The sequence below is a fragment of the Acinetobacter sp. Ac_5812 genome, from assembly GCF_013072695.1.
Taxonomy (GTDB): Bacteria; Pseudomonadota; Gammaproteobacteria; order Pseudomonadales; family Moraxellaceae; genus Acinetobacter.
This window is the reverse complement of record NZ_LXUK01000024.1, coordinates 25,363-49,491: the sequence shown is the minus strand read 5'-3', so window position 1 is coordinate 49,491 and position 24,129 is coordinate 25,363. Positions and strand designations below refer to the sequence as shown.

At 37.9% G+C, this 24,129-nt stretch carries 21 protein-coding genes; 6 read left to right on the top strand and 15 right to left on the bottom strand.

From position 1 onward, the window contains the following. Positions 1 to 133: 133 nt before the first annotated feature. The 4 genes from A7P55_RS18685 to thiE form a co-directional block, all read right to left on the bottom strand. The gene (locus A7P55_RS18685; protein WP_171553333.1) at positions 134 to 778 is read right to left on the bottom strand and encodes an RluA family pseudouridine synthase; all 645 of its coding nucleotides are present in this window, start codon (positions 776 to 778) and stop codon (positions 134 to 136) included. A gap of 142 nt (positions 779 to 920) precedes the next feature. Further along, entirely contained in the window at positions 921 to 1,337 is a 417-nt protein-coding gene (locus tag A7P55_RS18680; protein ID WP_171553332.1) for a heme-binding protein, read from the bottom strand. A gap of 328 nt (positions 1,338 to 1,665) precedes the next feature. Further along, on the bottom strand, positions 1,666 to 2,964 hold the full coding sequence (gene hemL, locus A7P55_RS18675) for a glutamate-1-semialdehyde 2,1-aminomutase (RefSeq protein ID WP_171553331.1): 1,299 nt from the start codon (positions 2,962 to 2,964) through the stop codon (positions 1,666 to 1,668). An 82-nt stretch (positions 2,965 to 3,046) separates the two neighbouring features. Beyond that, positions 3,047 to 3,658, bottom strand: a complete 612-nt coding sequence (gene thiE / locus A7P55_RS18670) for a thiamine phosphate synthase (RefSeq protein WP_171553330.1) — start codon at positions 3,656 to 3,658, stop codon at positions 3,047 to 3,049. 284 nt (positions 3,659 to 3,942) lie between these two features. On the opposite strand from thiE, the gene A7P55_RS18665 reads away from it, so the two are divergent. Continuing rightward, a complete protein-coding gene (locus tag A7P55_RS18665; protein WP_171553329.1) occupies positions 3,943 to 5,070 on the top strand; it encodes a LuxR C-terminal-related transcriptional regulator in 1,128 nt (375 codons plus the stop codon). 130 nt (positions 5,071 to 5,200) lie between these two features. Here the strand turns inward: A7P55_RS18665 and A7P55_RS18660 are convergent, their stop codons facing one another. The 6 genes from A7P55_RS18660 to A7P55_RS18635 form a co-directional block, all read right to left on the bottom strand. Further along, positions 5,201 to 7,081: a hypothetical protein gene (locus tag A7P55_RS18660; RefSeq protein ID WP_171553304.1), complete on the bottom strand. Its 1,881-nt coding sequence runs from the start codon at positions 7,079 to 7,081 to the stop codon at positions 5,201 to 5,203. Between the two features lie 172 nt (positions 7,082 to 7,253). Continuing rightward, positions 7,254 to 8,786, bottom strand: coding sequence for a hypothetical protein (locus A7P55_RS18655; protein WP_171553328.1), 1,533 nt, complete (start codon positions 8,784 to 8,786; stop codon positions 7,254 to 7,256). Between the two features lie 167 nt (positions 8,787 to 8,953). Beyond that, a complete protein-coding gene (locus A7P55_RS18650; RefSeq protein ID WP_252727898.1) occupies positions 8,954 to 10,198 on the bottom strand; it encodes a hypothetical protein in 1,245 nt (414 codons plus the stop codon). A 225-nt stretch (positions 10,199 to 10,423) separates the two neighbouring features. Further along, on the bottom strand, positions 10,424 to 11,293 hold the full coding sequence (locus A7P55_RS18645) for a hypothetical protein (protein WP_171553327.1): 870 nt from the start codon (positions 11,291 to 11,293) through the stop codon (positions 10,424 to 10,426). A gap of 91 nt (positions 11,294 to 11,384) precedes the next feature. Beyond that, a complete protein-coding gene (locus tag A7P55_RS18640; RefSeq protein ID WP_171553326.1) occupies positions 11,385 to 12,551 on the bottom strand; it encodes a helix-turn-helix transcriptional regulator in 1,167 nt (388 codons plus the stop codon). Positions 12,552 to 12,718: 167 nt separating this feature from the next. Further along, positions 12,719 to 13,090 (bottom strand): DUF962 domain-containing protein, encoded by a 372-nt coding sequence (locus A7P55_RS18635; protein WP_171553325.1) that lies wholly within the window; start codon positions 13,088 to 13,090, stop codon positions 12,719 to 12,721. 177 nt (positions 13,091 to 13,267) lie between these two features. On the opposite strand from A7P55_RS18635, the gene A7P55_RS18630 reads away from it, so the two are divergent. After that, positions 13,268 to 14,725 carry a CYTH and CHAD domain-containing protein gene (locus A7P55_RS18630; protein ID WP_171553324.1) on the top strand — a complete coding sequence of 486 codons (1,458 nt, stop codon included), beginning with the start codon at positions 13,268 to 13,270 and terminating at the stop codon, positions 14,723 to 14,725. A gap of 327 nt (positions 14,726 to 15,052) precedes the next feature. Here the strand turns inward: A7P55_RS18630 and A7P55_RS22725 are convergent, their stop codons facing one another. After that, positions 15,053 to 15,685 carry a hypothetical protein gene (locus tag A7P55_RS22725; RefSeq protein WP_252727897.1) on the bottom strand — a complete coding sequence of 211 codons (633 nt, stop codon included), beginning with the start codon at positions 15,683 to 15,685 and terminating at the stop codon, positions 15,053 to 15,055. Positions 15,686 to 15,790: 105 nt separating this feature from the next. On the opposite strand from A7P55_RS22725, the gene A7P55_RS18620 reads away from it, so the two are divergent. Beyond that, positions 15,791 to 16,174 (top strand): DUF3144 domain-containing protein, encoded by a 384-nt coding sequence (locus A7P55_RS18620; RefSeq protein WP_016541274.1) that lies wholly within the window; start codon positions 15,791 to 15,793, stop codon positions 16,172 to 16,174. A 50-nt stretch (positions 16,175 to 16,224) separates the two neighbouring features. Here A7P55_RS18620 and A7P55_RS18615 read toward each other — a convergent pair whose 3' ends face one another. Together A7P55_RS18615 and A7P55_RS18610 are read right to left on the bottom strand one after the other, a co-directional pair. Continuing rightward, on the bottom strand, positions 16,225 to 18,993 hold the full coding sequence (locus A7P55_RS18615) for a pitrilysin family protein (protein ID WP_171553323.1): 2,769 nt from the start codon (positions 18,991 to 18,993) through the stop codon (positions 16,225 to 16,227). A gap of 144 nt (positions 18,994 to 19,137) precedes the next feature. Then, the gene (locus tag A7P55_RS18610; RefSeq protein ID WP_171553322.1) at positions 19,138 to 19,956 is read right to left on the bottom strand and encodes a PhzF family phenazine biosynthesis protein; all 819 of its coding nucleotides are present in this window, start codon (positions 19,954 to 19,956) and stop codon (positions 19,138 to 19,140) included. A gap of 273 nt (positions 19,957 to 20,229) precedes the next feature. On the opposite strand from A7P55_RS18610, the gene A7P55_RS18605 reads away from it, so the two are divergent. Both A7P55_RS18605 and A7P55_RS18600 read left to right on the top strand, forming a co-directional pair. Continuing rightward, on the top strand, positions 20,230 to 20,841 hold the full coding sequence (locus A7P55_RS18605; protein ID WP_171553368.1) for a DJ-1/PfpI family protein: 612 nt from the start codon (positions 20,230 to 20,232) through the stop codon (positions 20,839 to 20,841). A 13-nt stretch (positions 20,842 to 20,854) separates the two neighbouring features. After that, the gene (locus tag A7P55_RS18600) at positions 20,855 to 21,019 is read left to right on the top strand and encodes a DUF1427 family protein (protein WP_171553321.1); all 165 of its coding nucleotides are present in this window, start codon (positions 20,855 to 20,857) and stop codon (positions 21,017 to 21,019) included. A 73-nt stretch (positions 21,020 to 21,092) separates the two neighbouring features. Here A7P55_RS18600 and A7P55_RS18595 read toward each other — a convergent pair whose 3' ends face one another. Then, on the bottom strand, positions 21,093 to 21,713 hold the full coding sequence (locus A7P55_RS18595; protein ID WP_171553320.1) for a pentapeptide repeat-containing protein: 621 nt from the start codon (positions 21,711 to 21,713) through the stop codon (positions 21,093 to 21,095). 142 nt (positions 21,714 to 21,855) lie between these two features. Continuing rightward, positions 21,856 to 23,109: an NADP-dependent isocitrate dehydrogenase gene (gene icd, locus A7P55_RS18590; protein WP_171553319.1), complete on the bottom strand. Its 1,254-nt coding sequence runs from the start codon at positions 23,107 to 23,109 to the stop codon at positions 21,856 to 21,858. A gap of 193 nt (positions 23,110 to 23,302) precedes the next feature. Between icd and A7P55_RS18585 the strand changes: the two genes are divergently transcribed. Next, on the top strand, positions 23,303 to 24,121 hold the full coding sequence (locus tag A7P55_RS18585; RefSeq protein WP_023271474.1) for an rRNA large subunit pseudouridine synthase E: 819 nt from the start codon (positions 23,303 to 23,305) through the stop codon (positions 24,119 to 24,121). Positions 24,122 to 24,129: the final 8 nt, after the last annotated feature.

Here is a 24,129-nt window from a genome sequence, read left to right as displayed (position 1 = left end):
GTTAGCCTACATATTTTATGCCCTGACCCAAATAAAAGTTAAGGCATTTTATGTAGTTTTCAACGATGTATTTTGACACAAAGCGCAATCAAATAGCGTGCATCACATCGTGTTTCATAAAAAAGTTTTTAGACTAAAACGGTACTGCACAATCAAATGTCAGTTGTGCACCAGTTTTAGGATGAGTGAAGCTTAACTGCGTGGCATGTAAGCACAAACGCGCATAAAGCTGTTGCTGTTCCGGTGTGGCATATAAGGTATCACCAAGAATCGGATGACCTAAATATTGCATATGCACACGAAGCTGATGTGAACGCCCTGTAATCGGAATGAGTTTGACTCGAGTTACAGCTTGTCCTTGAATTTCTAGATGTTCGATGGCTTGCCATTCGGTCAATGCAGGCTTGTGATAAGAAGCATCCACAATATGCAATGGCGGACGGCTTGGATCATAAATCACAGGAATGTCGACTGTGCCCTGACCTTCTAAATGTCCTGCAACCAAAGCTTGATAAATTTTTGAGGTTTGACGATCTTGGAATTGACGCGAAATATTGCTCTGTCCAAATTTGGATAAACCAAACACCAAGATGCCAGAAGTATCACGATCTAAACGATGAATCAGTAAAGTTTTTGGTTCTAATTCTAATAAACGATTGATTAAACAATCTTGTAAATCAGGTGTTTTCCCCGGCACAGTAAGTAAGCCTGCAGGTTTATGGATGACCATAAAATCTTCATCACGATGAATCAAATGTTCACTTAGAAAATCATTCAAGGTAGCCTTCCAACGACTGGATGAAAACAAGCGGGCAATCATAAAAAGCTTGGCGCTGAATTACAATGCATGACACGTATTTTTACTATTTTTTTTCGTGTTTCTCTCGATATTTCATCCAGAATCGGATTTAAAGGATGATTTAGGTCTGTTGCTCTAGAAATTGTTGAATCGCATGTTGAGCAATTTCGGCATCTTGAAAAGATTGTACACCCGACACACCAACAGCCCCGACAACTTGCCCTTGATAGACAATCGGCTCACCACCTTCTAACATGCCTTTTGCTGCATTGATCGTTAAAAAGCCGATCTTACCATCACGGATCATATCTTCCGATGCCTTAGTGGCTCTTCGGCTGACCGCAGCAGATTGAGCTTTTTCTTGGCAAATCTGTGTCGATAATACCGATGCGCCATCCATACGCTTCATCATTAATAAGGTTCCACCGTCATCCACAACTGCAATGCTGACATTAAAGCTGTGCGCTGTTGCATATTGCCATGCTGCGTCAACTAAAATTTCCACATCAGCGGACGTTAAATAATGTTTAGTATTCATGTTTTACTCCATTCCTATGGGTTTCTTATAAAAAGCTTTTAGATATGATACAACTGCCATCTACAGCCTACGCAAGCCCAAAGCACAGCCTAAGACCAACGTAAATATAGTTTACTATTCAAGCATTATTTCACCCTACGGTACAGTAAAGATTATTTATCTTTGTACTTCGTCGCAGAGGTTTATCGTACAAATAGATAGGAACTCATTAAGATTTTGTAACGATCAAGCATTATTTCTAAACCAGTTAAGCTTTCTATTCAGCTCAAGCTAAAATGCGTCCATAAAAAAAGCCCGAATAAATCGGGCTTATGTCTGCATCGCAGCGTTATTTCATTTCAGCAAAGGTTTCTTTGGCTGCCTGAATGGTTTCTGCAATATCTTGATCTGAATGCATCGACGAAATAAATCCAGCTTCAAATGCCGATGGTGCTAAATACACACCACGCTTTAACATGCCGTGGAAAAATTTCTTAAATGCTTCAACATCACAGGCTAACATTGAATCAAAACTAGTGATGTCTTCTTGATCGGTAAAGTACAAACCAAACATACCGCCAACTTGCTGGGTTTTAAATGGAATCCCCGCTTCGTCTGCCGCAGCCTGTAAGCCTGCAAGTAATTTAGCTAACTGTGCAGCCAGCTTGTCATAAAACTCTGGTTCACGAAGGTGTTTGAACATCGCAATACCGGCACGCATTGCCAATGGATTCCCGGACAATGTACCTGCTTGATAAACACCGCCTAAAGGCGCGATGCATTCCATGATTTCACGTTTACCACCAAAAGCGCCGACTGGTAAGCCTGCACCAATGATTTTACCCAACGTGGTTAAATCTGGTTTAACGTTATACACCGATTGTGCGCCACCTAAAGCAACACGGAAACCAGTCATCACTTCATCAATGATAAATACTGATTGATATTCATCACAGACATCACGAATCGCTTGCAAGAAACCATCGATTGGCGTGACCAAATTCATATTGCCTGCAACAGGCTCAATGATGACACCCGCAATCTCATGACCAAATTTGCTAAAGCATTCTTTCAATGCTTCGATATTGTTATATGGTAGCGTTAAGGTATGTTTGGCAAAATCAGCTGGTACACCTTTTGAGGTTGGCTCACCTTCACCTAAGGTCAGCAAACCTGAACCCGCTTTGACCAATAATGAATCTGAATGACCGTGATAGCAGCCTTCAAATTTCACAATCTTGTCACGACCAGTATAACCACGTGCCAGACGAATCGCAGTCATAGTCGCTTCGGTACCCGAACTGGTCATACGTACCAACTCAATGGATGGCATGATCTCGCAAATGGTGTCTGCCAAAGTGGTTTCATATACCGTTGGTGCACCAAAACTTAGGCCATCTTCTGCCGCAGTTTGTACCGCTTGAATAATATCTGGATGCGCATGCCCCAAAATCATTGGTCCCCATGAACCCACATAGTCCACGTAACGCTTACCATCGACATCCCACAAATACGCACCTTTGGCCTTTTCAATAAAGACAGGCGTACCACCAACACCGTTAAATGCACGTACAGGTGAATTTACGCCACCTGGAATATGTTTACTTGCTTGTTTAAATAGCTGTTCTTGCTTTGGAGATAAACTCATAAAAGACTCAACCTAGAATCGAGGACGAGGAACGTTGTGGTTCCGAGAAACAATAAAAGTTCCGCAAAGCGGATGCATCTAATTAGTCAAATAACGTTGCCCATGCATGTACACGAGCAGGAATTTCGGCTGTTGATCGTCCTAATATATCACTAATTACCGCGCAAAGGCTTGCCCCAGCCTCAATCACGACTTGAGAATTTTCCACAGTCAGACCACCAATCGCACAAATCGGCACAGCAAATTTTTGTTTCGCCTGTTTAATGACTTCGATACCTACATTGCCCGCTTCAGGTTTGGTTGAGGTCGCATAAACCGCACCAAAGGCCACATAAGTTGCACCGTCAGCAATCGCCTTCTCCGCCAGCTCTAATGAATTTAGGCAAGTCCGACCAATAATCACACCTTGTGCTAAACGTGCGGCAGCATCACTTATTTCACCATCAGATTGTCCAAGATGTACACCTAGACCAAATTGTTCAGCCAAAGCCAAATCATCATTAATCACAAACGGGACTTGATGCTTTTCACAGAGTGCATTGATCTGCTTTACCTCACTTGGTTGATCTGCTTTTGCTACTTTCTTACGACGATATTGCAGAATGGCAATCTGCCCTGTTGCCAAAGCAACCTCTAATTTTTCTAATAATAGTTGGATTGGATCGTCATTGGTAATGAGATAAAGACCGTGCATAAATTACTCAGTTAGAACACATTTCAATTGATACTGTAAAGAATATTCAGGTCAGAAGCTATCTGCTTGTGAAACCAACTCTCGATTGCCATCTTCTCTTACAGAGAACATCTTTAAATTATTTTAAATCTTGTTGTTAGTTGTATTACATTGAAATCCAATCGCTCTTGCATTTCATCGGATAATTATTTAAATGAATCACATTTTTTATTTTTGCTCATTCTCGTGCTCAAGAAGCTTCTATAAAATAGCTAAAATCCTCTGATTTATTGTCGTGGTTTTAGATGGATCTAATCAAACAAAGTGCAGTCATGGAAATCTTGGAAAAGGTTCAAGATATTGATGACTGGGTCATTTTTTTGGAGCATCTGAATCATGCCTTTAATATACAATTATCTCAGCTTTTAGCAGTTGATCTGCAAGTTCAAGCACTGTCTTTTAGTGTGCATCATGGTCTTAGTATTGATGCAGATTATCTCAATCAAGTGGCTTTGACCAATGTACGCCTAGAAATTGATGATGACCCTCGTTTAAAGAAATCAATCTCGGCACCGTTTCAAGGCTGGATGCATGACTCACAGCACTTCACCGAACAAGAAATTAACCAAACACAGGTCTATCAACAAGTATTACAACCATTAAATATACAATTTGGTTCTGCAATCCAGCTCATTTATGATCAAAAAATTTGTGTGATTTTGGCACTTCTGACCAGCCCTCATCGTGGTGCCTTAAGTAGCTCAGAGTTACAACCTATTTATGACATGCTGCCGATGTTGCAACAAAAAATTCAGCAGCATCGTCATCATTTTGAATATTCAACGCGTACCTTATTAGGTTCGCAGTTGATCCAAAAAATAAAACAGCCGATTGCCATTATTAATTTAAATGGGACTGTTTTAGAGCTAAATGATGAAGCCAAACAATTATGTGAAAATAATCCTCACCTGCATCTTTATCAACGAAGATTTTCTTTTGACGAGCGTTGCCAAAGCCTGTTTAGTCGACACCTATTTGAGTTAGAGCACAATTATAATCATTATCAAACCTTAGATTATGCTCAACGGACTAAAACACTGATGCTTGACCGTGATTTATTTTTAACCTTAGATTTATTAATCCCTGAAAAAGCACATAAAATTTTTGGCTTACGCCCTGTTGTATTGGCTACTTTTTCTTTTTTAAAACATAAGGCTAAATATCAAAGAGAGCTGTACACACAAATTTTCCTGTTTACCCCTGTAGAAAATAGGATCTGTGAACAGTTGTTGGATGCCAAAACATTAAAAGAGATTTCACATACACTCAACATCCAACTGGATACCGTCAGAAAGCATCTACAGTCTATTTTCTCTAAGACCAAAACACATCGACAAAGTGAGTTGGTACAGTTATTGATGAAGTTTTTGTAGTCTTTGTTAAAAAAGAATATTACATATATTGAAGAGATTATCAACATATAAGATTTAATCTCAATTTTCTTTCAATAAAATAAAAAAGCCGCACTGAAAATGCGGCTAGAAAAACTTATTTTCCATTTAATCACTTATTACAAAGATCAAAATCAACTTTATAACTTTGTGAAACTAAATTTTTAACTTTATCCCAAACTATTGGGTTTTGATCTGAATATTTAGTTTTATACTGTACGCTACTACTTTTATAAGTAATTGCTACCGAAATATCTTTGTATGGTAAAGAGCTACAGAAAGCAATTAACCTATTATTTGAACTTAAATAATCTTGCCATGTTGTATTTACTCTACGACAAGCAGCTTCTTTAGCTGTCTCACCCGATACTGTCAAAGGATCATACATTTTAAACGGTTGGAAGTTTTTCTCAGCAAATCCAGTATAACTCAAAGCACATGCAATAGATGCATTATCATATAACCCACCATTAGAAGGATAAAGCGAAGCTGGAGCTGAATAGGTTTCTATACGATCATCACCCTCAGCTGAAACACTATTTTCAGTCATTTCTGGAGGTGATGGTGGTAAGCTATTTGCTGTTCCATCACTTTTCATTGTATTTAGACTACCTATATTAATTTTTTGAATATAGTATTTATTCAAATGATTATAATTTTTATCGACCACACCAGTATCTACATACCCAATAAAAATATCACTTCTAGCTAAAGGAGATGTTGTGGTTGAAATTAATTCATAAACATCTACTTCTTTTTTTAAATTTCCAATAAGTTTGTAGGCTTGTAGGGTATTTTTTATAAAATCATACCTCATAAAATAGCGTACTTCGGGTTTACGCTTCGGAAGCTCTGTTACCACTCCAGTCACAAAAAATGAAAAACCTGTATCATCTATACCATGAATTCTACCAACATAATCAGGACTATTGAAATACTCAAGTCCTGTTTTATTGATTATATCAGAGTTTTTAATAAAAATTTTTTTATTATTTTTTAAATCAAACAATACGAAATTAGATAGTTTTTTATAATCTTTTTCTTTCTTCCCCCCCTCATTTGAACTTCCACAACCAACCACAACCATATTTCCAGATGGATTTATTGCCATATTAGTACAACTACTCCAATAATCATCAGAATTTAATAAATTCTTATACTTATTACCAAGAGAGTCGTAGATAAGAACATTATTATATGCATAAGAACCGGCACTATCTGCATCTGTATAATTACTAAACAACATGGTGCTACCATTTAAATCAGCCCCTCTAAAAACCAAATTTTTTTCTAATGTCGACAATAAAACATTGGTACCTTTTATATAATCTGACTTATAGATTGGCGTTACTGATTTCCCTCCAGAAAGCATCTTACTTTTAGTATAGATTACTGACTTTCCATCACCTACTAAATAACTAATCAGATAATCATCTGAAAACTCAATCTCTTTAATAGTATTTATTTTCTTATCAAAAATAAAATGATTTGAATTTTTATTCTCCAAGTTTCCAGAAGCATCAAAATAATTTCCAAAAATATGCGTAACATTACCATCAGCACTAATACCATGTATACTAGGATCATGCCAACTAATACCCCCACTCGGCACTTTTACCTCCGTAAATACTTCCTTATCCAAATCATATAGTAAAGGGAAACGCTCCCCTCTCTTAGAATCATTATCCCCAGATGCTGGAATAAAAATAGTTCCTATATTTGATGAGCCTTGAGTTCCTATATATGCCTCTCCCGAATAAGTCACTCTAGAACTATTATAAGTCATAGGTAAAGCTATTTCCTCTTTCATCTCATCAATAGTCGTTGGTGTTGGTGTTGGTGTTGGTGTTGGTGTTGGTGTTGGTGTTGGTGTTGGTGTTGGTGTTGGTGTTGGTGTTGGTGTTGGTGTTGGTGAAGATGTTTCATTTCCACCTCCACCACAACCTCCTAGCAATAAACTTACTATTAAAGTACTTAATAATGAATACTTCATCTCAATCTCCTTATATCTTTCTCGGATCTTTTAATGTGAATGAAAAATTTTGGCAATCTTTTCTATAAATAAGGAAAAGAATGGATTTTTTAATATTCTTATGATTAGCATATTAAATTAATCTTCTTCTAATCAAATAAAAATCCAAACTAAAAATATAGCTATTATTCAATCAACTACAACGATACCTATATATAAATGCATCATTATCACCGACAAAAGTTGGTACTGATGGCGAAGGACAGGCAAAAAATACTCTAGACTCAATTAATGGACCTGCTGTTATATTATAAAGCCCCGTAGAAGAACCAGACTTAACTAATTTAGAGACCGTATCTTTACAATACGATTTACCACTTGTTCCGCCTACCCAAATACAGCTAATATAATTCAAATCTTGATTACATGTGTTTTTAAAAATACTATTTCTGACATAATATTCAGGTGTAATTGGACCAGAAGCTGAACCAGAATATACATCTTGTATACAACTCGACATATCTTTTTTGTTCATATTCGAACTATCTAAAACCTGCCCACTAACTGACCATGTCACAATCTGAGGTATCCCACCTAGTGTAATTTTATATGTAATTTTTTTATTTACTGCATCTTTAGAAATTAAATCAACCTTCATATCCTTATATTTTTCAATTTCTTTAGATAAGTCTTGTCCATATGCCTTACCAATTAGATCAGCTATTTTATCAATACTCTCACCACTTTTGGATGATCTTATAATTTCATCGGCAACACTTACAGGTACGGCCGTTGCAATCATAAAATCTCTTAATAGACTATAAATTTTATCTGTAGATGGATTAGAATTCTGAAGTTCTTGCTGTATTTTTTCACTTAATGCTCTTACCTTATTTTGGTCTATATTTTTTGGATCATATTTAAGAGCACTAGCTTTTATTTCCTCATAATGCTTTTCAGCACTATTTTCCACCGCTCCAAAATCAAAAATATTATTTGAACTACTTAACAATATAGGATTTTTTGTAAGCAAAGAATTATCCCATAATGTTACATTATTTGGTGTAGCTGCTGCAGCCAATGCAATAACTGGAGAACCTTGATTAGAAATAGGTTTATTTACAACAACATTAATATTATCTAAAATATTATCAATAATCGATCTATTTATTTCATAGGGTTGATTTAAGACATCAATACTTGTTGCATTTAAAACAGAAAGAACTGGTGAAATTGAATTATCAATCTTTTGTGATGCAGCTTTATAATTTTTTACAATTATATCCACTCTAGTTTTACTTTCCAACCCCCATAGGTTTTCAGCCAAATTATTTGGAGATAAGGTTAAAGTTAATAAATTTGATATTTTATTAATATTCAAGACATCTAATCGATTATCATCTTTTGGAACTCCATATAAGTAAGTATTATCATTTTTCTCAACGCGTATTACATACGGATATTTAATTTCATCGGAAATACTATACTGCCCTTTCGAAGTAATTTCTGCCTTATATATTTTCCCATCAGCAGATAAAATTTCAGCAAACTTACTCTTGAAATCTTGATAACCTTCAACTTGTCCAGAAATTTTTTTAATTTGCTGAACAGGTTTTTCTGGATTTTTGATGTCAGGTGTCGGCTTAGTTGAGTTATCGCTAGAATCCCCACCACAACCAACCAAAATCAAGCTTCCCACTAAAACACTTAATATTGAATATTTCATGATGCTCTCCTCACTAAAAGCATAACTCTAGTGTTGGAGAATTTTCTTCCGTCGTCTATTCCATGAATGAGGAATAACTCTCATAAAACAATAAAAAAAGCTGCATTGGGAATAAATGCAGCTATAAAATTAATCAACCTATATGAATAAATAAATGCCATCTAAAATTAGAAGGTATATCCAGCATTCAACATGAATCCCCTTAGATCTTTATCGGCGTATGTATAAGTAAATCCAACACGATAGTCATTTATCCACGCCTTAGGATTTAAGTTTTTAAAACCAATCGAACCCGAAAAATCATGTGATAATTCCGAATATAATTGATCACCACTAAAATCAGTTCGTGCGTATGACAATTTTGCAATTAATGGACTACCTGCCACAGTTTTATGTAGAACTTGGCTGTACTCCACGCCATTACGGAAAATCGTATTTTTTAAATCATAACTACTATCATAATCACCGACTTTAACTGAGCCTGTTTTATAAAAAGACAACATGTTAATAATTGAAACTGCTGCATCAGCATTAATCGGAAATTGTGTATTACTACTAATACCGCCACCATAGATCATGGCAGCCGTTCCTAAATCTTTTGAACCTGTCACACCGACCCGTACTTGTGGCATAAGATACCAATTCACAGACTCAGTAGAAGCCAATTGAAAATTTAAGCCCACCCCTAAATTCAAACTTCCAGATAAGGTTCCATTTTCAGCATCAACCAAAGTTAAAGGTGCATCTAAAACAAGCCCCATTTTCTTGCTATCAGACCAATATGAATAAGTTAACGGTAAGTTATACACATTGAGACCATAGCCTTGTTGGGTATAACGTCCAAAGCGTGGCATCATGGAAAAGTTAGAAGCCGATTGATCTTTTACACCAAACATCTGATTGGTTGCCATATCCGATAAATTATCGGTCATTGACCCTGTCATTGTTGAAAGTAAGCTACTCGGGTTTCCTGCAACAGGATCAATTGGTGAGTTTTTTACCCATTCTTTGGTCAATTTTTTAAGTAAATCTTTATCTTCGCCCTTTAAAGCATCCAATAGTTTTTCTTTACTTTCTTCTCGGGTCGCTCCAGCATAAGTTCGCGTAATTCCTAGAGATGGAATTTTAAATACCAAAGTGGGTGAATTTTCCGCAAAGCTCATATTTACAGGAACAGAACGTAGGTCTAATTTCGCATTAACCGCTGAATTTTTAGTATATGTTGGAAAAACGTCCTTCATATTTTGAAATTCATATTGATCTGCAACATTGGTAATTTTTCCATATCCAAGTAGCTGAGTTGCTCCATCAACCTGCACTTCTGCTGTAAAAATATCTTTAGCAAATACGGAATGAATACTTAAAGTACTTAAAATCACCCCAAAACCCATTTTCCAAAAATTAGTCTTCATTTTTCGGCCCCACAATGTTTAAACAGAATCCTTCAAAGCAGGAATATATGTTATTTATTGTAAATAAAACATTCCTCAAATGAGGAATAGACTTTTCTATTTTTTACATGTAATCCTATAATTTAGTTGATATTTACAACTTTTTTAACAATAAAAAAGCCGTATCAAAATACGGCTTTAATACTGAGTGACTCTACATTTTAACTTACAAGAAATTACAAAAACTTAATAATCTAACAATTCTTCCCATGCAATTTGTTTATCAAAGCTCTGCTCACCTACAGAGGTATATTGGGCTTTTTGATTTGCGCCGAGTGCTTTGATTGTAATGATATTTTTACTTTGATTTAAATCTGTAATCGTTAATGTTCCCGTAAATGGATTTCCAATCAAATCATCTTCTTCATTTTTCTGAATATTGAATGGTGTCATAAAATTATCAAACGCCATATTAAAATCTCCGCCCTCTCGGCCCGTAGATTTTAATTTTGAACTCACTTGTAATTGTACATGACTTGCATCACTCGGTGTCCAAACCAGTTGATAATCTTTAATCGTATAGTTAATTGGAATTAGTTTTTTAGCTGAATTGAGCTCTTGTGCATCAAGTATTAGTTGAGTCGAAGTAACTTTTACACTTGTTGGGTTCTCTAAAATTTGTAAACTACCATTAATTTTTTGTGTTTCACCACTTGGGTAGGTTAGAGTGAGATCCTTAAATGTATAACTATCATTTGCAGTCGTAACTTGTCCTGATACTTTAACATTATCGTCCTCGTACATGCCTTCACAGCCATTAAAGGTCAAACCACTTTCAGTTCGCGCCATAGTCCCTGTTTTGCATTGCCCACTATCAAGCGCGTCATCTGTGCCAGAAATTAATGTATCAACCAAACCTGACAGTAATGCCTCACGTAATGCAATACCACTCATTTCATTCACAAGTTCAGTCGTTACGACAGGTTTAGGGTTTGGTTGCTCTGAACCACCATTGTTTTTGGGTGGGTTACTAGAATCATTATTATCATTATCTGAACCACCACACCCCGCCAATAATAAACTGCCAATCAAAAGGCCTAAAACTGAATATTTCATTTTTCTCTCCCAACTAAAATATACACTCATAAGTGTTAGAGAAAACTGTATTTTCGTCTATTCCTCAAATGAGGTAGAACCTGTATTTTTTTTATACATTTACATTATAGCGAGGAATGTTTAATAGTAATTTGACTAGCTCTGCTTGCCGACTGGTCGAAGTTTTCTTGTAAATAGATTGCAATTGTTTACGAATCGTATCTAAGTGGACTTGATGCTTTGTTGCGATTTCTTTAGGAAGGTCTCCTTCTAAAAGCAATAATGCCACCCTTGCTTCAGCTGGCGACAAATTAAATGCAGCATGGAGTAAATGAGCATCAACGGTAGATGAATGACTTGGATGATAAAATGTCAACATCACGGAAGGACGGATACCAAACGCTTTCATTTCCTGCTCAGAAACCAGCAAGGTTGCGAAAATATACAGAATTTCGTTGTTTTGATCGGTTATTTTTATACAGCCATCATCTAGAATTTGCTCAGATAATAACTGTCTCGATTTAAATAAATATTCAATATGCTGTAAGTTAGCGATCAATTGAGATTGATAGGGTTCTGGCAAAATCAGCCGATTATCCTCAATCTCGAGTATCTTGCTTTTACTGAACAAGTGCTTAGCAGCCAAATTAGCATGCGATACCTGTCCAGCTAAATTTAATAGCATAATTGGTTGAGAAAGTTTATCAATCAATGCATATCCCATAATTGCTTTACTAGAAAACTCATAGATATGTCTTTGAATAGCTACAACTCGTTTTAGATGTACTATAAGTTGGTCTAAAAAATGTAAGTCTACGTTTTCTAAAGGTTGCCTTTCAATTGAAGTAAACACACCTAAAAGTACACATAATTTTTCATCCAAAATCAGTTCATGTGCTGCGGTATAACGCACCTGTATCGGCAATAAAATATTTTGATAAAGGGCAGATTGAGAGACAAATTCATCAGAAACCGTATGATGGCATTGATACCATCCTGTACGATCAGGTCTTAAAAACTCTCCCCAACGTGGATCATCTTCAACTGAATAATGTAGGTATTTCACCTCTGTACTTGCAATCTCCTCTTCTGTAATCACACCAACACTATGGCTAAATGAAAAAGCCTGTTTTTGGAAATCTAGTGCAAGAATATGTACCAAAGATAAATCGAGAACTTGATTAAGACGTGTAGCGAATTGATTCCATCCTTCTGTGCCTAAAGGAATTTTATAAATAAGTTCTACAAGCTCATCATAATACATATCATAGCGATTCATAAGCACGACGAAAAAAGGTGGGATATCAATCAATATAACAAAAAATATTTATCGTGATATGAATGAGCTTCTTCAATCAGATAAAATGTAGTGCTAACGGTTATTTTGCAGATCCATTTCAACAGTCAATGCTAAAATGGATTATTTATTATTAAATATACGTTGATTTACGACTCAATTTTATCAAACTGACGATCAATCAGACTTAAACGGCCTCGTGCAACGTCTGCCAACATGCGCCAATCCGAAATAAAGCTATACAGTGGCTGTTTAAAGCTGGCAGGCTTATTATGTTCAAAGAAAAAATGCCCAACCCAAGCACACGCATAGCCTGATACCAAACCATACACAGCATATTTTGCCTGACGTTTACGGATGGCTTTACTAAAGAAATATAAACCAATAGAGCTGCCTGCGACATGCAAACGACGGCTGGCAATACTGCGATGTTCTGTTAAATAAAAGTGATAAAATTCATCATAGTTTTTAATAGGTAATGAAAATTCCACTGGCTTGGTAATATTCGCTGGTGCATTCATTTTTGGATCATCCTAATCGTGCAAGACTCTCCACACGTTAATGCATTTTCTGTACAAAATAAAGTCATTGCGTGCCATCCTTTCCCTGCTTAAAACAACTTTACAATGATTTTTGAGATCAACAAGTTATACTATTTTTTATATTTATCATTCTCGGTGGTCAGGAGTCATAACATCATGGAAATAGAGCTAAAATTTCAACTGCCTGAATCTAAGAAAAAAAGTGTATTACAGCTGTTAAGCAAACAAAAAGCACAAAAAATTCAGCTACAAGCAAAATACTATGATACGGCCGACCGTTTACTGGCAAAAAATTATGTGGCAATTCGTTTGCGTCAGGAAGGTGAACATTGGGTGCAAACCTTTAAAGCGGCCAGTAAAAACCATTTGCAACGCATCGAAGAAGATATTTATTTAGGTAAATGTACTGAAGAACCTGAGCTGGACTTATCTTTATACAAACATAATCAAACAGTCCAAACAGTACTGCGTGATGTTTTAGGCGATTCCCCTGCTGAGTTATTGCTACAGTTTCAAACTGACGTCCAACGCACCTTTCATGTCTTCGAGTTTGCAGGTTCACAGATTGAAGTTTGCTTGGATGATGGCGAAATCCGTACGCCAACTGATCAAGCTAAAATCTGTGAAGTTGAATTTGAATTAAAACAAGGATCAGCACAGTCTCTGATTGATTTTGCCAAAACTTGGGTAGACAAATACCAACTCTGGCTCGATGTACGGAGTAAGGCTGAACGTGGTAATTTATTGGCTATGGGCAAAATGGTATCCCCTGCCAGCAAAGCGAAATCACTGTTTTTAGATACAGATATACGTGCTGAACAAGCTCTTAAACTGATTATCGAAAATACCCTAAATCATATCTTACCCAATGCAGCAGCAATTGCCGATGGTGTAGCAGAAGCAGACCATATACATCAAGCTCGTGTCGGTTTACGTCGTTTACGTTCTGCTTTAAAACATTTTTCTAACTGGTCTGCGCAAATTGATCCTACTTGGGAAAGTCAGTTAGCAGATATTTTTAGAGCTTTGGGACAATCACGTGACAACGATGCGATTCAAGATTCCGTTATTCCTTTAATTAAAGAAGTCTGTGATTTTGATTTTCCATTCCCTGATAATCTTGACAGTAGTGTTTCTCAGTTATTAAGCCACACTCAAACCACACAGCTATTTTTAGCATTACTCAGCTTCACTTATAGTGAGCATGAGTCTAAATCTAAACTTTCCAAACAGGCAGCGAAAAGCTTAAGTAGGCTATATCAAAAAATTCTCAAAGATGCAGCCCAATTTTCTAAGCTAGAAGTCGAGCAACAACACCGTACCCGTAAACGCGTCAAACAATTGCGTTATTGCATCGACTTTATTTCAGCGCTGTATCCAGAAAAGCAGGTTCAACAATTCTTAAATAAGTTACAGCCAATTCAGGAATATTTAGGCTTTTATAATGACCTGTTTGTTGCTGAGCAAATCTTTGAGCAACAGGCTGTGAAGCATCCGCAGTTTTTATTTGCATTAGGTTGGGTTAAAGCACAGCAACCACATGTGGCCAAGAAAGCGAATAAAAAGCTTCAGACCCTATCTGCTCAGGACGCTTTTTGGGATGAAAAGCGATAGCTGCATAAGGGAAAATCACTTCACTCTATTATCGTGCTGGCGGCATGGATGCCGCCACAAATAATTTAAGTCCTACAAAAAGCGGATACTCGGAAACGTCATCAGCAACCTGCGTGATATAAGCAACGTAATGTTTCTGCGATACATTTTAATAAATCCAAGAAATAGACAGGTTTTGCTGATGACAATGGTTTTGCCTACTTTGTCCGAAAACAAAGTAGGAAATCGCCTACGCGAAAACGTCCAAACTTTATATAGCTCTTGTGGCTGTGCTGTTATTTTTTAATGAAAATTAGAGTGTTAAACTATTTATTCCACTTAAATCATTTACCGATATTTCCCAAAAATCTTCCACGTACCATTATCCGCAATCGGATCGCTATAACGATCATTACGCTGCTTACGCGGCTTATCCCGTGCATCCACCAATTTAAAATGTGGTTCTACACTCAAAATCACCCCATTCATATAAAACCGCGTTCGGGTATAGTCACTTTGACCATGCTGAAAGACATAGGTGCGTAAATCAATAAATTCACGATGCGCCACCAAAGCAGCACTATCATCACTGCCCAACCATTCCTGCATTGCAAAAATCTGATCCGTCTCAAAGTGCCCACATTTTTCTAATAAGGCAGCGACGCCACGAAAAGTTTTCGACTCTTTAGCACGAGTTTTATTAATCCGAATCCGATCGACATGAAAGAAAAACAGCGGCAGATTTAAATGACTGGGTAAATGAATCGCATCTACCACGTCATCTTCCATAAAAGGCTGACATAACTGTTGTGCCCGTTCAATCAAAGGTTGCCATTGTCGATAATATTCATCCACATCTTGTTGCAGCCCATAATAAATCGGCAAGCCTTCGACATGCTCTAAATATTGGGGTGGATAAATATGCTGGCGTAATAAGGCAATATCCGTTTTTAAGCTTTGAATAGCGATCGCATCTTGCATAGTGATTATTCTAATTGCTTAGGCTATTTTAGGTTAAGGCAAAGGTTTAGTTTCGACAAGGCTTTGTCTATAATAATGTGTCTTAACTTGTCGCTGGGAAAAACCATGTCTCAAAAAATTAACGCCACTGATGTGACGGAAGAAGAAGCTTTAAATGCAGTCTTTTTTGAGCGTGCAGATGAGTTCATTAAGCTTGCCAATGATTTCTGCCGACCACCTAAAGGTCAGCAAACCAAGCCAGAAGAATTACGGGGTCAGGTCAGCGCAGCCATGTTATTCGCCACTGCCCGTTTTAATACTTGGGTCGCAGCCAATAACTTCAAAGACGGCGAAGAAATGCGTGCTGCCAAAGAACAAGTGATGTCTTATCTGCTGCAACAATTCCAAATGATGCTGGAAGATAACTTTGACGAATACTGCGAACAGTTTGAAAACTACCTACGTTTCCGCAAAAATGAAGATTTTCATGCGCATAAACATGATCACTGATTATCTCCAATAAAAAAAGCCACCTCATCGGTGGCTTTGTTTTGTGTGGTTTACTTCAAGTCTTGTGCTTGCCCATATTGATCAGCCATGACTTCGACAAACTGATCAAGTTTGATGTATTTTTTGATGGCCGCATTGACATCTTCTTTGGTCAACTTCGCAAGCTCCTGATCGCGCTCTGCACGATCCAACAAAGTCTTGTTGCGCTCTAATTGACCTGTCAACATACCATGAATATTGCGCTCATCTTCCAAAGCCGTCACACGTTTCTTCATGATATCTGCTTTGGCTGCTTCCACTTCCTGCTCAGTCACGCCTTTGCTCAGCAACTCATTCAATACCTTGTGTACTGATTGCGAAACTTGCTCTGAACGACCAGAAGTATAATTTGCAGTGATACTCAACGTACCATCATCAATATCGGGGTCGAGGTCTAAGCCACTGCCAAAACCATACACCAGCGCATTTTTCTCACGTAACTCTTGAGCCAAACGTGATGACAATTGTGAGTTACCCAAAATATGACTGAGAATAATCAAAGCAGGTGCATCTTTATGGTACGAACCAACAGGCAATGCCAATACACTTTGATAGCTACCGAACTCACGCTGCTCTGATAAAGCATGCACTTTCTGCGCTTTATATACGGTATATTGACCGGTCACTTTTGTGAATGGTTGTTTTGCCTTCCAAGAACCAAAGGCCTTTTGTAAGGTCTTTTGCATTTTCTTGGCATCAAAATCACCTGTTACCGCAATTTGTGCATGATCGGTCTCAAAGAATTGATCATAGAATTGTTTGACTTGTGGCTGAGTGACTTCACTAATCTGCTTTTTGGCAAGCTCAGGTTCAAAGTGATAACGCATATCCCCTGGTTGATAGATTTCCAAAATTTTAGATAAAGTCATTGATGACACAACCGCAGGTTCTGTATATGGACGATCCAGTACCGACAAACTTTGATTTTTTGCCAAATCAAATTCAGTTTGCGAGAATTTCGGCTGTTTGATGACATCAATAATAAAGTTTAAGAAGTCTTCAAATTTGTCTTTTTTCGCTTGAACAACGATGGTAAAACCATTGCCATTTGAGCTGACCGATGCGCCACCACTCGCCGCAATCGCCTTATCGGTAATTTCCTGCAAGGTATGCTTCTCAGAACCCCGTAGCATTAAATAGCTGGTTAAATCTAAAGTTACACCCTTACCAAACAGCGCTTTCTCATCACCAAAATCCAAGCTAATGGTGGCATAAGTTTTATCATCACGTGTAGGCGTTGGGAATAACGCGTAACGAATACCATTCTTTAATTCGCCGCGCTGAATTTTCTGCTCATTTTTTTGCAATTGCTGAGCAGACTGTGCCATAAACTGGCTAACTTCTTGCTTATACACACTGGCATCTTTTAAAGGCTCAGGCTTTTCCGCGGTTTGGTCTAGCGTTTTTGGCTTTTGTTCAGCTTTCAACGTCATCGCTTTTTTCTGATCTTCAGGCGTCGGTAAAATATCACCTGAAATACGATGGGATGACACTAAAAAGTCTTTTAAGGTTTGGTTGGCATCTTTTAATTTTAAATCTTTAACAGCCTGCAAATCTTTAAAGTATTGATCCCATTGACCATGAGATGAAACTGCATAATCGCTTAGACGTGAACCCAAAGCCACCGCATCATTCATAATCGTATCCGCATCATTCTGCGTGATATTTTTAATCCGTTGCAACTCTGCTTCACTAAACTCATGGCTATTTTCTACACCTACCGTGAGCGCATCATTGACCTTTTTGGCATCATGATTCGGTGCGTAAATTGCCCCCATAAACACCAAATTAAAATCTTGATCTAACCATGTGGTCGATTGCACAGCAGTACTAATACCTGTCTCTACCATACTTTTATACAAAGTACCGCTTGGTTGCATGGTATACAGTGCAGGTGCCAAAGCTAACGCAGGCTGCAACTTGGTATTCTTGCCATTCATATAAATATGGAATTTGGCCAAATCACTGCCCTTGTGCACCGTAAATTGACGCTGTTCAATTTTACTTGAATCCAGCACAGGCACTTGCACTTGAGCAGGTACAGCACGCGCGGGAATTGGACTAAAATACTGATCAATTTTAGATAGGACCTCAGTCTTATCAAATTTACCTGAAATCACCATCACTGCGTTATTTGGCGCATACCAAGTTCTATAGAACTGGTTCAATTCATTCAGCTGAATCGACTTTAATTCAGGTAAATCGCCAATTGGCAAACGGCCTAAATATTGATTGCCATACGCCGCTTTCCACATTTGATCCATCAGTACAGCAAACGGCTGATCCATACGGATTTCTCGTTCACGTTTTACGATTTCAATTTCAGAAGGAACAAATTTTTCTTGCAGCACCAATTTATCCATACGCTCTGATTCAAGGTATAGAATTTCATTGAGTGCACTTTTTTCAGGACGAACAATATTTAAATATTTGGTCGCATAATAATCTGTGCTGGCATTGGTCATCAACGTATATTGATCCAGACGACGTTGAAACTCATCACCCTTCACATTTTGAGTGCCTTTAAAGGCCAAATGTTCTAATAGATGTGCGAGGCCGCCTTTACCTTTCGGATCATTCAACGAGCCTGTCAAATAAACCGTATTTACATAGACTTTATTTTCTTTATCGTTTGGTGCAAGAATAACTCTGAAACCGTTATCTAATTTATATTCTTCGATATTTTTTTCACTTTTTACGAGCACTGTCTGAGACCAAGACGTCGCACTCAACCCAATCAAACAAAGCGAGAGAGTAAGCTGCTTAAACCGCATTAACATAATTTATCCAAGTATTTATGGTGATTTAAATAATAGAGACAAGCTATGGTAGAGAATGATTCGCATTTTTAATAGTTATGTTTTGAAAAAAGCTGTTTATTTAAACAGCTTTTATCTTTGTTTTTACACAATTTAAGTTACAAATTAGATTGTCAGTTCGCCTTGCATATACAATTTTGCATAACCTGAGATTTCAATACGCTGTTCAGACTCAATTACGCAATCCAAAATTCCCCCACGTGCAGATGCCTGAAATGCAACCAGCCTAGTTTGATTCAACTTTTCAGCCCAAAGTGGCACAATCGCTGTATGAATTGAACCCGTTACTGGATCTTCTGGAATTCCAATTGCAGGTGCAAAATAACGTGATACACAATCAAATTGCCCCTCGCCTCTGGCTGTTATCGCCACGTCTGGCTGAGATGCTGTAATTGCAGTACGTACTTGCCCAAGCTGCTTTAACTTTTCAAGATCAGGCTGCTCATCCAATACATCCTGTACGCTCTCATACTCCACAATATAGGCCTGAGCATTACGATAGACCGCTTTAAATGGTTTGGTTAAACCTTCTCGAAGTACTTGAGGATATTCAGACACCAACTCTGCTTTACGAATCGGGAAATTCATTTTAATTTTACCATCTGTATCTTGGCTAACGATAAAAATACCAAGATCACGTACATGAAATTGAATGGTTTTTGCCGTAGTAAAATCTTTAAATAAAACAAAAGCACTGGCTAAAGTCGCATGTCCACAAAAAGCAACTTCATCTATAGGTGAAAACCAGCGAATCTCAAAATTACTCTGATCAAGTGTTTTGACAAAGGCTGTTTCTGAAAGATTATTTTCCATGGCAATATTTTGCATCAAAGGTTCATCTAACCATTCATCGCCCACGATCACAGCCGCTGGATTGCCTTTAAATAATTCTTGGGTAAAGGCATCCACTTGATACATCTTCATGACACAGTCCTCTCGTTATTGTTCAGTTATTTTGAACATTTGGTCTATAAATGATAGATACAGATTTTTCTAAATTTACGATACACCGCATCTTTTTAGATATAGAGACATTAACTGCTTAAAAATAAAACAAAATCTATCTTCCGCTTGCTAACAGATCAGGCCAAAAGTCCAATGATTTAGCATAATTAAAAATAAGCCATACAGAATATTCACACACAAAAAACGCAAGCTCTTTATGGTATGACGCAGATTAAACAAGCGAGAAAAGCAATGCGTATTCCTGTTAATGCCATCGTATTTGAAGACTTTGAAACCCTTGACATTATGGGGCCAGTCGAATTATTTGGCTTACTGCAAGAACAGTATCAAGTGCAGTTTTATAGCCTGAATGGTGGACTGGTTTCAAATAAGCATGGGGTCTGTATCCAAACCAAATCATTTCATGAAATGGAAACAACTACAGAAAGTATTCTGCTCGTCCCAGGTGGGATCGTGACGTTTGAACTGATTAAAAATCATGAGTTTCTGAATCAGCTTAAAACTTTAGCAATCCAAAGTGCACACGTACTTACGATTTGTACTGGAAGTTCATTACTTGCAGCAACGGGCCTTTTAAATGGCGTTAAAGCAACGTCGAATAAAATGGCGTTTGAGTTTGTGCAAAAACTCAATGACCAAGTGTTATGGCAAGCCCAAGCCCGTTGGGTAATTGATGGAAAATTCTACACCTCATCGGGGGTGAGTGCAGGTATGGATATGACCCTCGCCTTTATTCATGACACACAAGGTGAAGAAGTTGCCCAACTTTGTGCAGAAGAAGCAGAATACATCTGGAATCGTGATCCGAAAATCGATCTCTTCTGTAAAATAAAAGCAGACTGATCGACGGTTAGATATGAAAGTTTATTTATTATCACTTGCAGTTGGTATATTGGTTGGTGTGTTGTATTACCTATTGGATGTTAAAGCACCTGCACCACCTATTGTGGCTTTATTGGGTCTATTAGGCATCGTCATTGGCGAGCAATTCATCCCTTTTATTCGAATCTATCTTTCTTAATAAGATAGACTTTATTGTATCTCCCATCAAAATGAGTGGCATAAAACCACTCATTTTAGTCGAAGCCTTTTACTCAATCGATTCTGACATCGAAGCCTAAATTTTCTGCAATCATTAAGGTTTGATCAAGGTTGATAATCGCCTCTTTAATCTGCGTTTCTTTCGGATCTAATGCACTCAAATCACTGCCTCTTAGATCACACTCAGTAAAATCTGCGCTATGTAGCCATGCACCAGATAAATCACTGTCTCGAACCGAACTTCCATGACAACGTGCGCCTGTCAAATCTGCCTCTCTTAACCGCGTTCTAAGAAAAGAGGCTTTTTCTAAATCAGCGCCCGGTAATCCAACAAAAGCCCAATCACTGTCCTCCACCCGCATATGGTGAAACTGGCAATCATTAAACATGCTGCCGACAAACTTACAGTCGGTGAATTTACTGTCGAAGAAATTACAGGAAATAAAAGTACAATTTATAAAAGCACTGCTTTGATGAGTTGATCCATTAAATCGTGCACGGCGAAACGTACATTCATTAAAAATAGCAGCTGTGTTTTTTGCCTCAGACATATCTAAATCGACAAATAAAGTACGTTCATATTTTTGATTGCTGAGCACGTGTTCATACCAATCCAAGCTGGTGATGGTTTCTGTTGTTTTTGGTGCAGCCTCACCATATTTTCTTTCAGCCATTGCGCTCAAGTTTTATTTTATAAAGCATAAAATTATTACATGGCATTCACTTTGTACATGCTTTTATTCAGTCTTATTAATCTCATTTTAAAATAAAAAAAGAGCAGCTTTGCTACTCTTTTAATAAGGACATGAAGCTTACTCATTCCATATGTTCAATAATGGCTCGTCCGAATTCAGAACAACGTAATAAGGTTGCATTTGGCATTAAACGCTCAAAGTCATAAGTCACAGTCTTGGCGGAAATCGCACCCGAAACACCTTGAATAATCAGATCTGCGGCCTCAACCCATCCCATATCACGCAACATCATTTCAGCAGATAGAATAATTGACCCTGGATTGACTTTATCTTGCCCTGCATACTTCGGTGCAGTGCCGTGTGTGGCCTCATATACAGCTATCGCACCACCAATATTGGCACCCGGTGCAATCCCAATGCCACCCACTTCAGCTGCAAGTGCATCCGAAATATAGTCACCATTTAAGTTCAGTGTCGCAATCACAGAATAGTCTGCTGGGCGCATTAAAATTTGCTGTAAGAACGCATCGGCAATCACATCTTTAATGATAATGTCTTTACCCGTTTTCGGATTTTTGATTTTCACCCATGGGCCACCATCCAGCAATTGACCGCCAAAACGTTCCATCGCAAGTTCATAGCCCCACTCTTTGAACGCACCTTCGGTGTACTTCATGATGTTGCCTTTGTGCACCAAGGTCACCGAAGGCTTGTCATTATCAATCGCAAACTGAATTGCTTTACGCACCAAACGCTGTGTTCCTTCTTTAGAAACAGGTTTAATCCCAATCCCACAATCTTTCGGGAATCGGATTTTGGTCACACCCATTTCTTCTTGCAGGAATTTAATCACCTTCTTTGCTTCGGGTGAATCTGCTTTCCACTCTATCCCCGCATAGATATCTTCCGAGTTTTCACGGAAAATCACCATATCGGTAAGTTCGGGATGTTGAACAGGTGAAGGCACACCTTCAAACCAGCGGACTGGACGCACACAAACATAGAGGTCGAGTTCTTGACGCAATGCGACATTTAAAGAACGAATACCGCCACCAACGGGTGTCGTCAATGGCCCTTTTATTGATATAATAAATTCACGTAAAGCATCAAAAGTTTCTTCTGGCATATAATTGCCATAAATTTTATCTGCTTTTTCACCGCAGTAGACTTCCATCCATTCGATTGAACGTTTGCCACCGTAAGCTTTTAACACGGCGGCATCTACTACTGCCTTCATTGCTGGTGTAATATCCACACCAATACCATCACCTTCAATAAAAGGGATGATTGGACGATTTGGAACATTCAGTGACAGGTCTGCATTTACTGTGATTTTGTCTCCATCAGCAGGAACCACAATCTTCTGATAACCCATTTTGTAGGTTCTCCCTCATGTATTTAGCGATTATCTCTATGCCTTCTATGGCATACTTTCGTTTTTTATTGCATGAAACAGTTTAGTTCAAAACTGGTTTTTTTGAGATTTATACGGGAAATAACAACATTTTCCCATTAAATAGAAACCGTTATTGTTATGATGCCGCCCATAACCAAAGTAGTATATTCATATGAAAGTAGTCGTATTTAACAAACCTTTTGACGTTTTGTCACAGTTTCGCGAAGATGAAAAACATCTAACAGTTTCAAGTTTTATCAAAGATCCTGAACTTCGTATTGCAGGACGTTTAGATTTAGACTCTGAAGGTTTAATGTTTCTTACGGATCATGGTGGTTTAAATCAATTCATCACTCATCCAGACAATAAAAAATATAAAACCTATCTTGCTCAAGTTGATGGTGATGTCACAGAAGAAGCAATCGAAAAACTGCAAAAGGGCGTTGAACTTGCAGATGGTATGACTTTACCGGCCAAAGCACGTAAAGTCGATCAACCTGAATGGCTATGGGAACGTAATCCACCTGTGCGTTATCGCGCCAATATTCCAACGACGTGGATCGAACTACAAATCTGCGAAGGTCGTAATCGTCAAGTACGTCGTATGACCGCTGCTGTTGGTTTCCCAACTTTACGTCTGATTCGCACTCAAATTGGTACAATTGATCTGGTCAAACTAGGTTTACAGCCAGGAGAACAACTGGAAATCGAACCTTTGCTTTATCCTGATTTTAAAGATGTTCCTGCCGATAAGCCTTATGAAGGTCGTTCTTTCGCGAAAAAATCGAATAATAAACCGCACTTCTCACGCGCTAAAGATAAAGCTCGAGAAGAAAAAGGTGAAAAACCATTTAAAGGCAAGAAAAAAGCAGGTGGTGGTACAACCCGTATTTGGCAAACTGACGATGCCGATAAACCACGTCGTAAGACCAATGGCACAACCCGTCCAAATACCAAAGCACCGCGTGGCCGTAACCGTAATGGGCGTTAAGCCAATCC

Coding starts and splice junctions, on each gene's coding strand:
- A7P55_RS18680 (WP_171553332.1), bottom strand. CDS start 1,337: ATGAATACTAAACATTATTTAACGTCCGCTGATGTGGAAATTTTAGTT.
- hemL (WP_171553331.1), bottom strand. CDS start 2,964: ATGAGTTTATCTCCAAAGCAAGAACAGCTATTTAAACAAGCAAGTAAA.
- thiE (WP_171553330.1), bottom strand. CDS start 3,658: ATGCACGGTCTTTATCTCATTACCAATGACGATCCAATCCAACTATTA.
- A7P55_RS18665 (WP_171553329.1), top strand. CDS start 3,943: ATGGATCTAATCAAACAAAGTGCAGTCATGGAAATCTTGGAAAAGGTT.
- A7P55_RS18660 (WP_171553304.1), bottom strand. CDS start 7,081: ATGAAGTATTCATTATTAAGTACTTTAATAGTAAGTTTATTGCTAGGA.
- A7P55_RS18655 (WP_171553328.1), bottom strand. CDS start 8,786: ATGAAATATTCAATATTAAGTGTTTTAGTGGGAAGCTTGATTTTGGTT.
- A7P55_RS18650 (WP_252727898.1), bottom strand. CDS start 10,198: ATGAAGACTAATTTTTGGAAAATGGGTTTTGGGGTGATTTTAAGTACT.
- A7P55_RS18645 (WP_171553327.1), bottom strand. CDS start 11,293: ATGAAATATTCAGTTTTAGGCCTTTTGATTGGCAGTTTATTATTGGCG.
- A7P55_RS18640 (WP_171553326.1), bottom strand. CDS start 12,551: ATGAATCGCTATGATATGTATTATGATGAGCTTGTAGAACTTATTTAT.
- A7P55_RS18635 (WP_171553325.1), bottom strand. CDS start 13,090: ATGAATGCACCAGCGAATATTACCAAGCCAGTGGAATTTTCATTACCT.
- A7P55_RS18630 (WP_171553324.1), top strand. CDS start 13,268: ATGGAAATAGAGCTAAAATTTCAACTGCCTGAATCTAAGAAAAAAAGT.
- A7P55_RS22725 (WP_252727897.1), bottom strand. CDS start 15,685: ATGCAAGATGCGATCGCTATTCAAAGCTTAAAAACGGATATTGCCTTA.
- A7P55_RS18620 (WP_016541274.1), top strand. CDS start 15,791: ATGTCTCAAAAAATTAACGCCACTGATGTGACGGAAGAAGAAGCTTTA.
- A7P55_RS18615 (WP_171553323.1), bottom strand. CDS start 18,993: ATGTTAATGCGGTTTAAGCAGCTTACTCTCTCGCTTTGTTTGATTGGG.
- A7P55_RS18610 (WP_171553322.1), bottom strand. CDS start 19,956: ATGAAGATGTATCAAGTGGATGCCTTTACCCAAGAATTATTTAAAGGC.
- A7P55_RS18605 (WP_171553368.1), top strand. CDS start 20,230: ATGCGTATTCCTGTTAATGCCATCGTATTTGAAGACTTTGAAACCCTT.
- A7P55_RS18600 (WP_171553321.1), top strand. CDS start 20,855: ATGAAAGTTTATTTATTATCACTTGCAGTTGGTATATTGGTTGGTGTG.
- A7P55_RS18595 (WP_171553320.1), bottom strand. CDS start 21,713: ATGGCTGAAAGAAAATATGGTGAGGCTGCACCAAAAACAACAGAAACC.
- icd (WP_171553319.1), bottom strand. CDS start 23,109: ATGGGTTATCAGAAGATTGTGGTTCCTGCTGATGGAGACAAAATCACA.
- A7P55_RS18585 (WP_023271474.1), top strand. CDS start 23,303: ATGAAAGTAGTCGTATTTAACAAACCTTTTGACGTTTTGTCACAGTTT.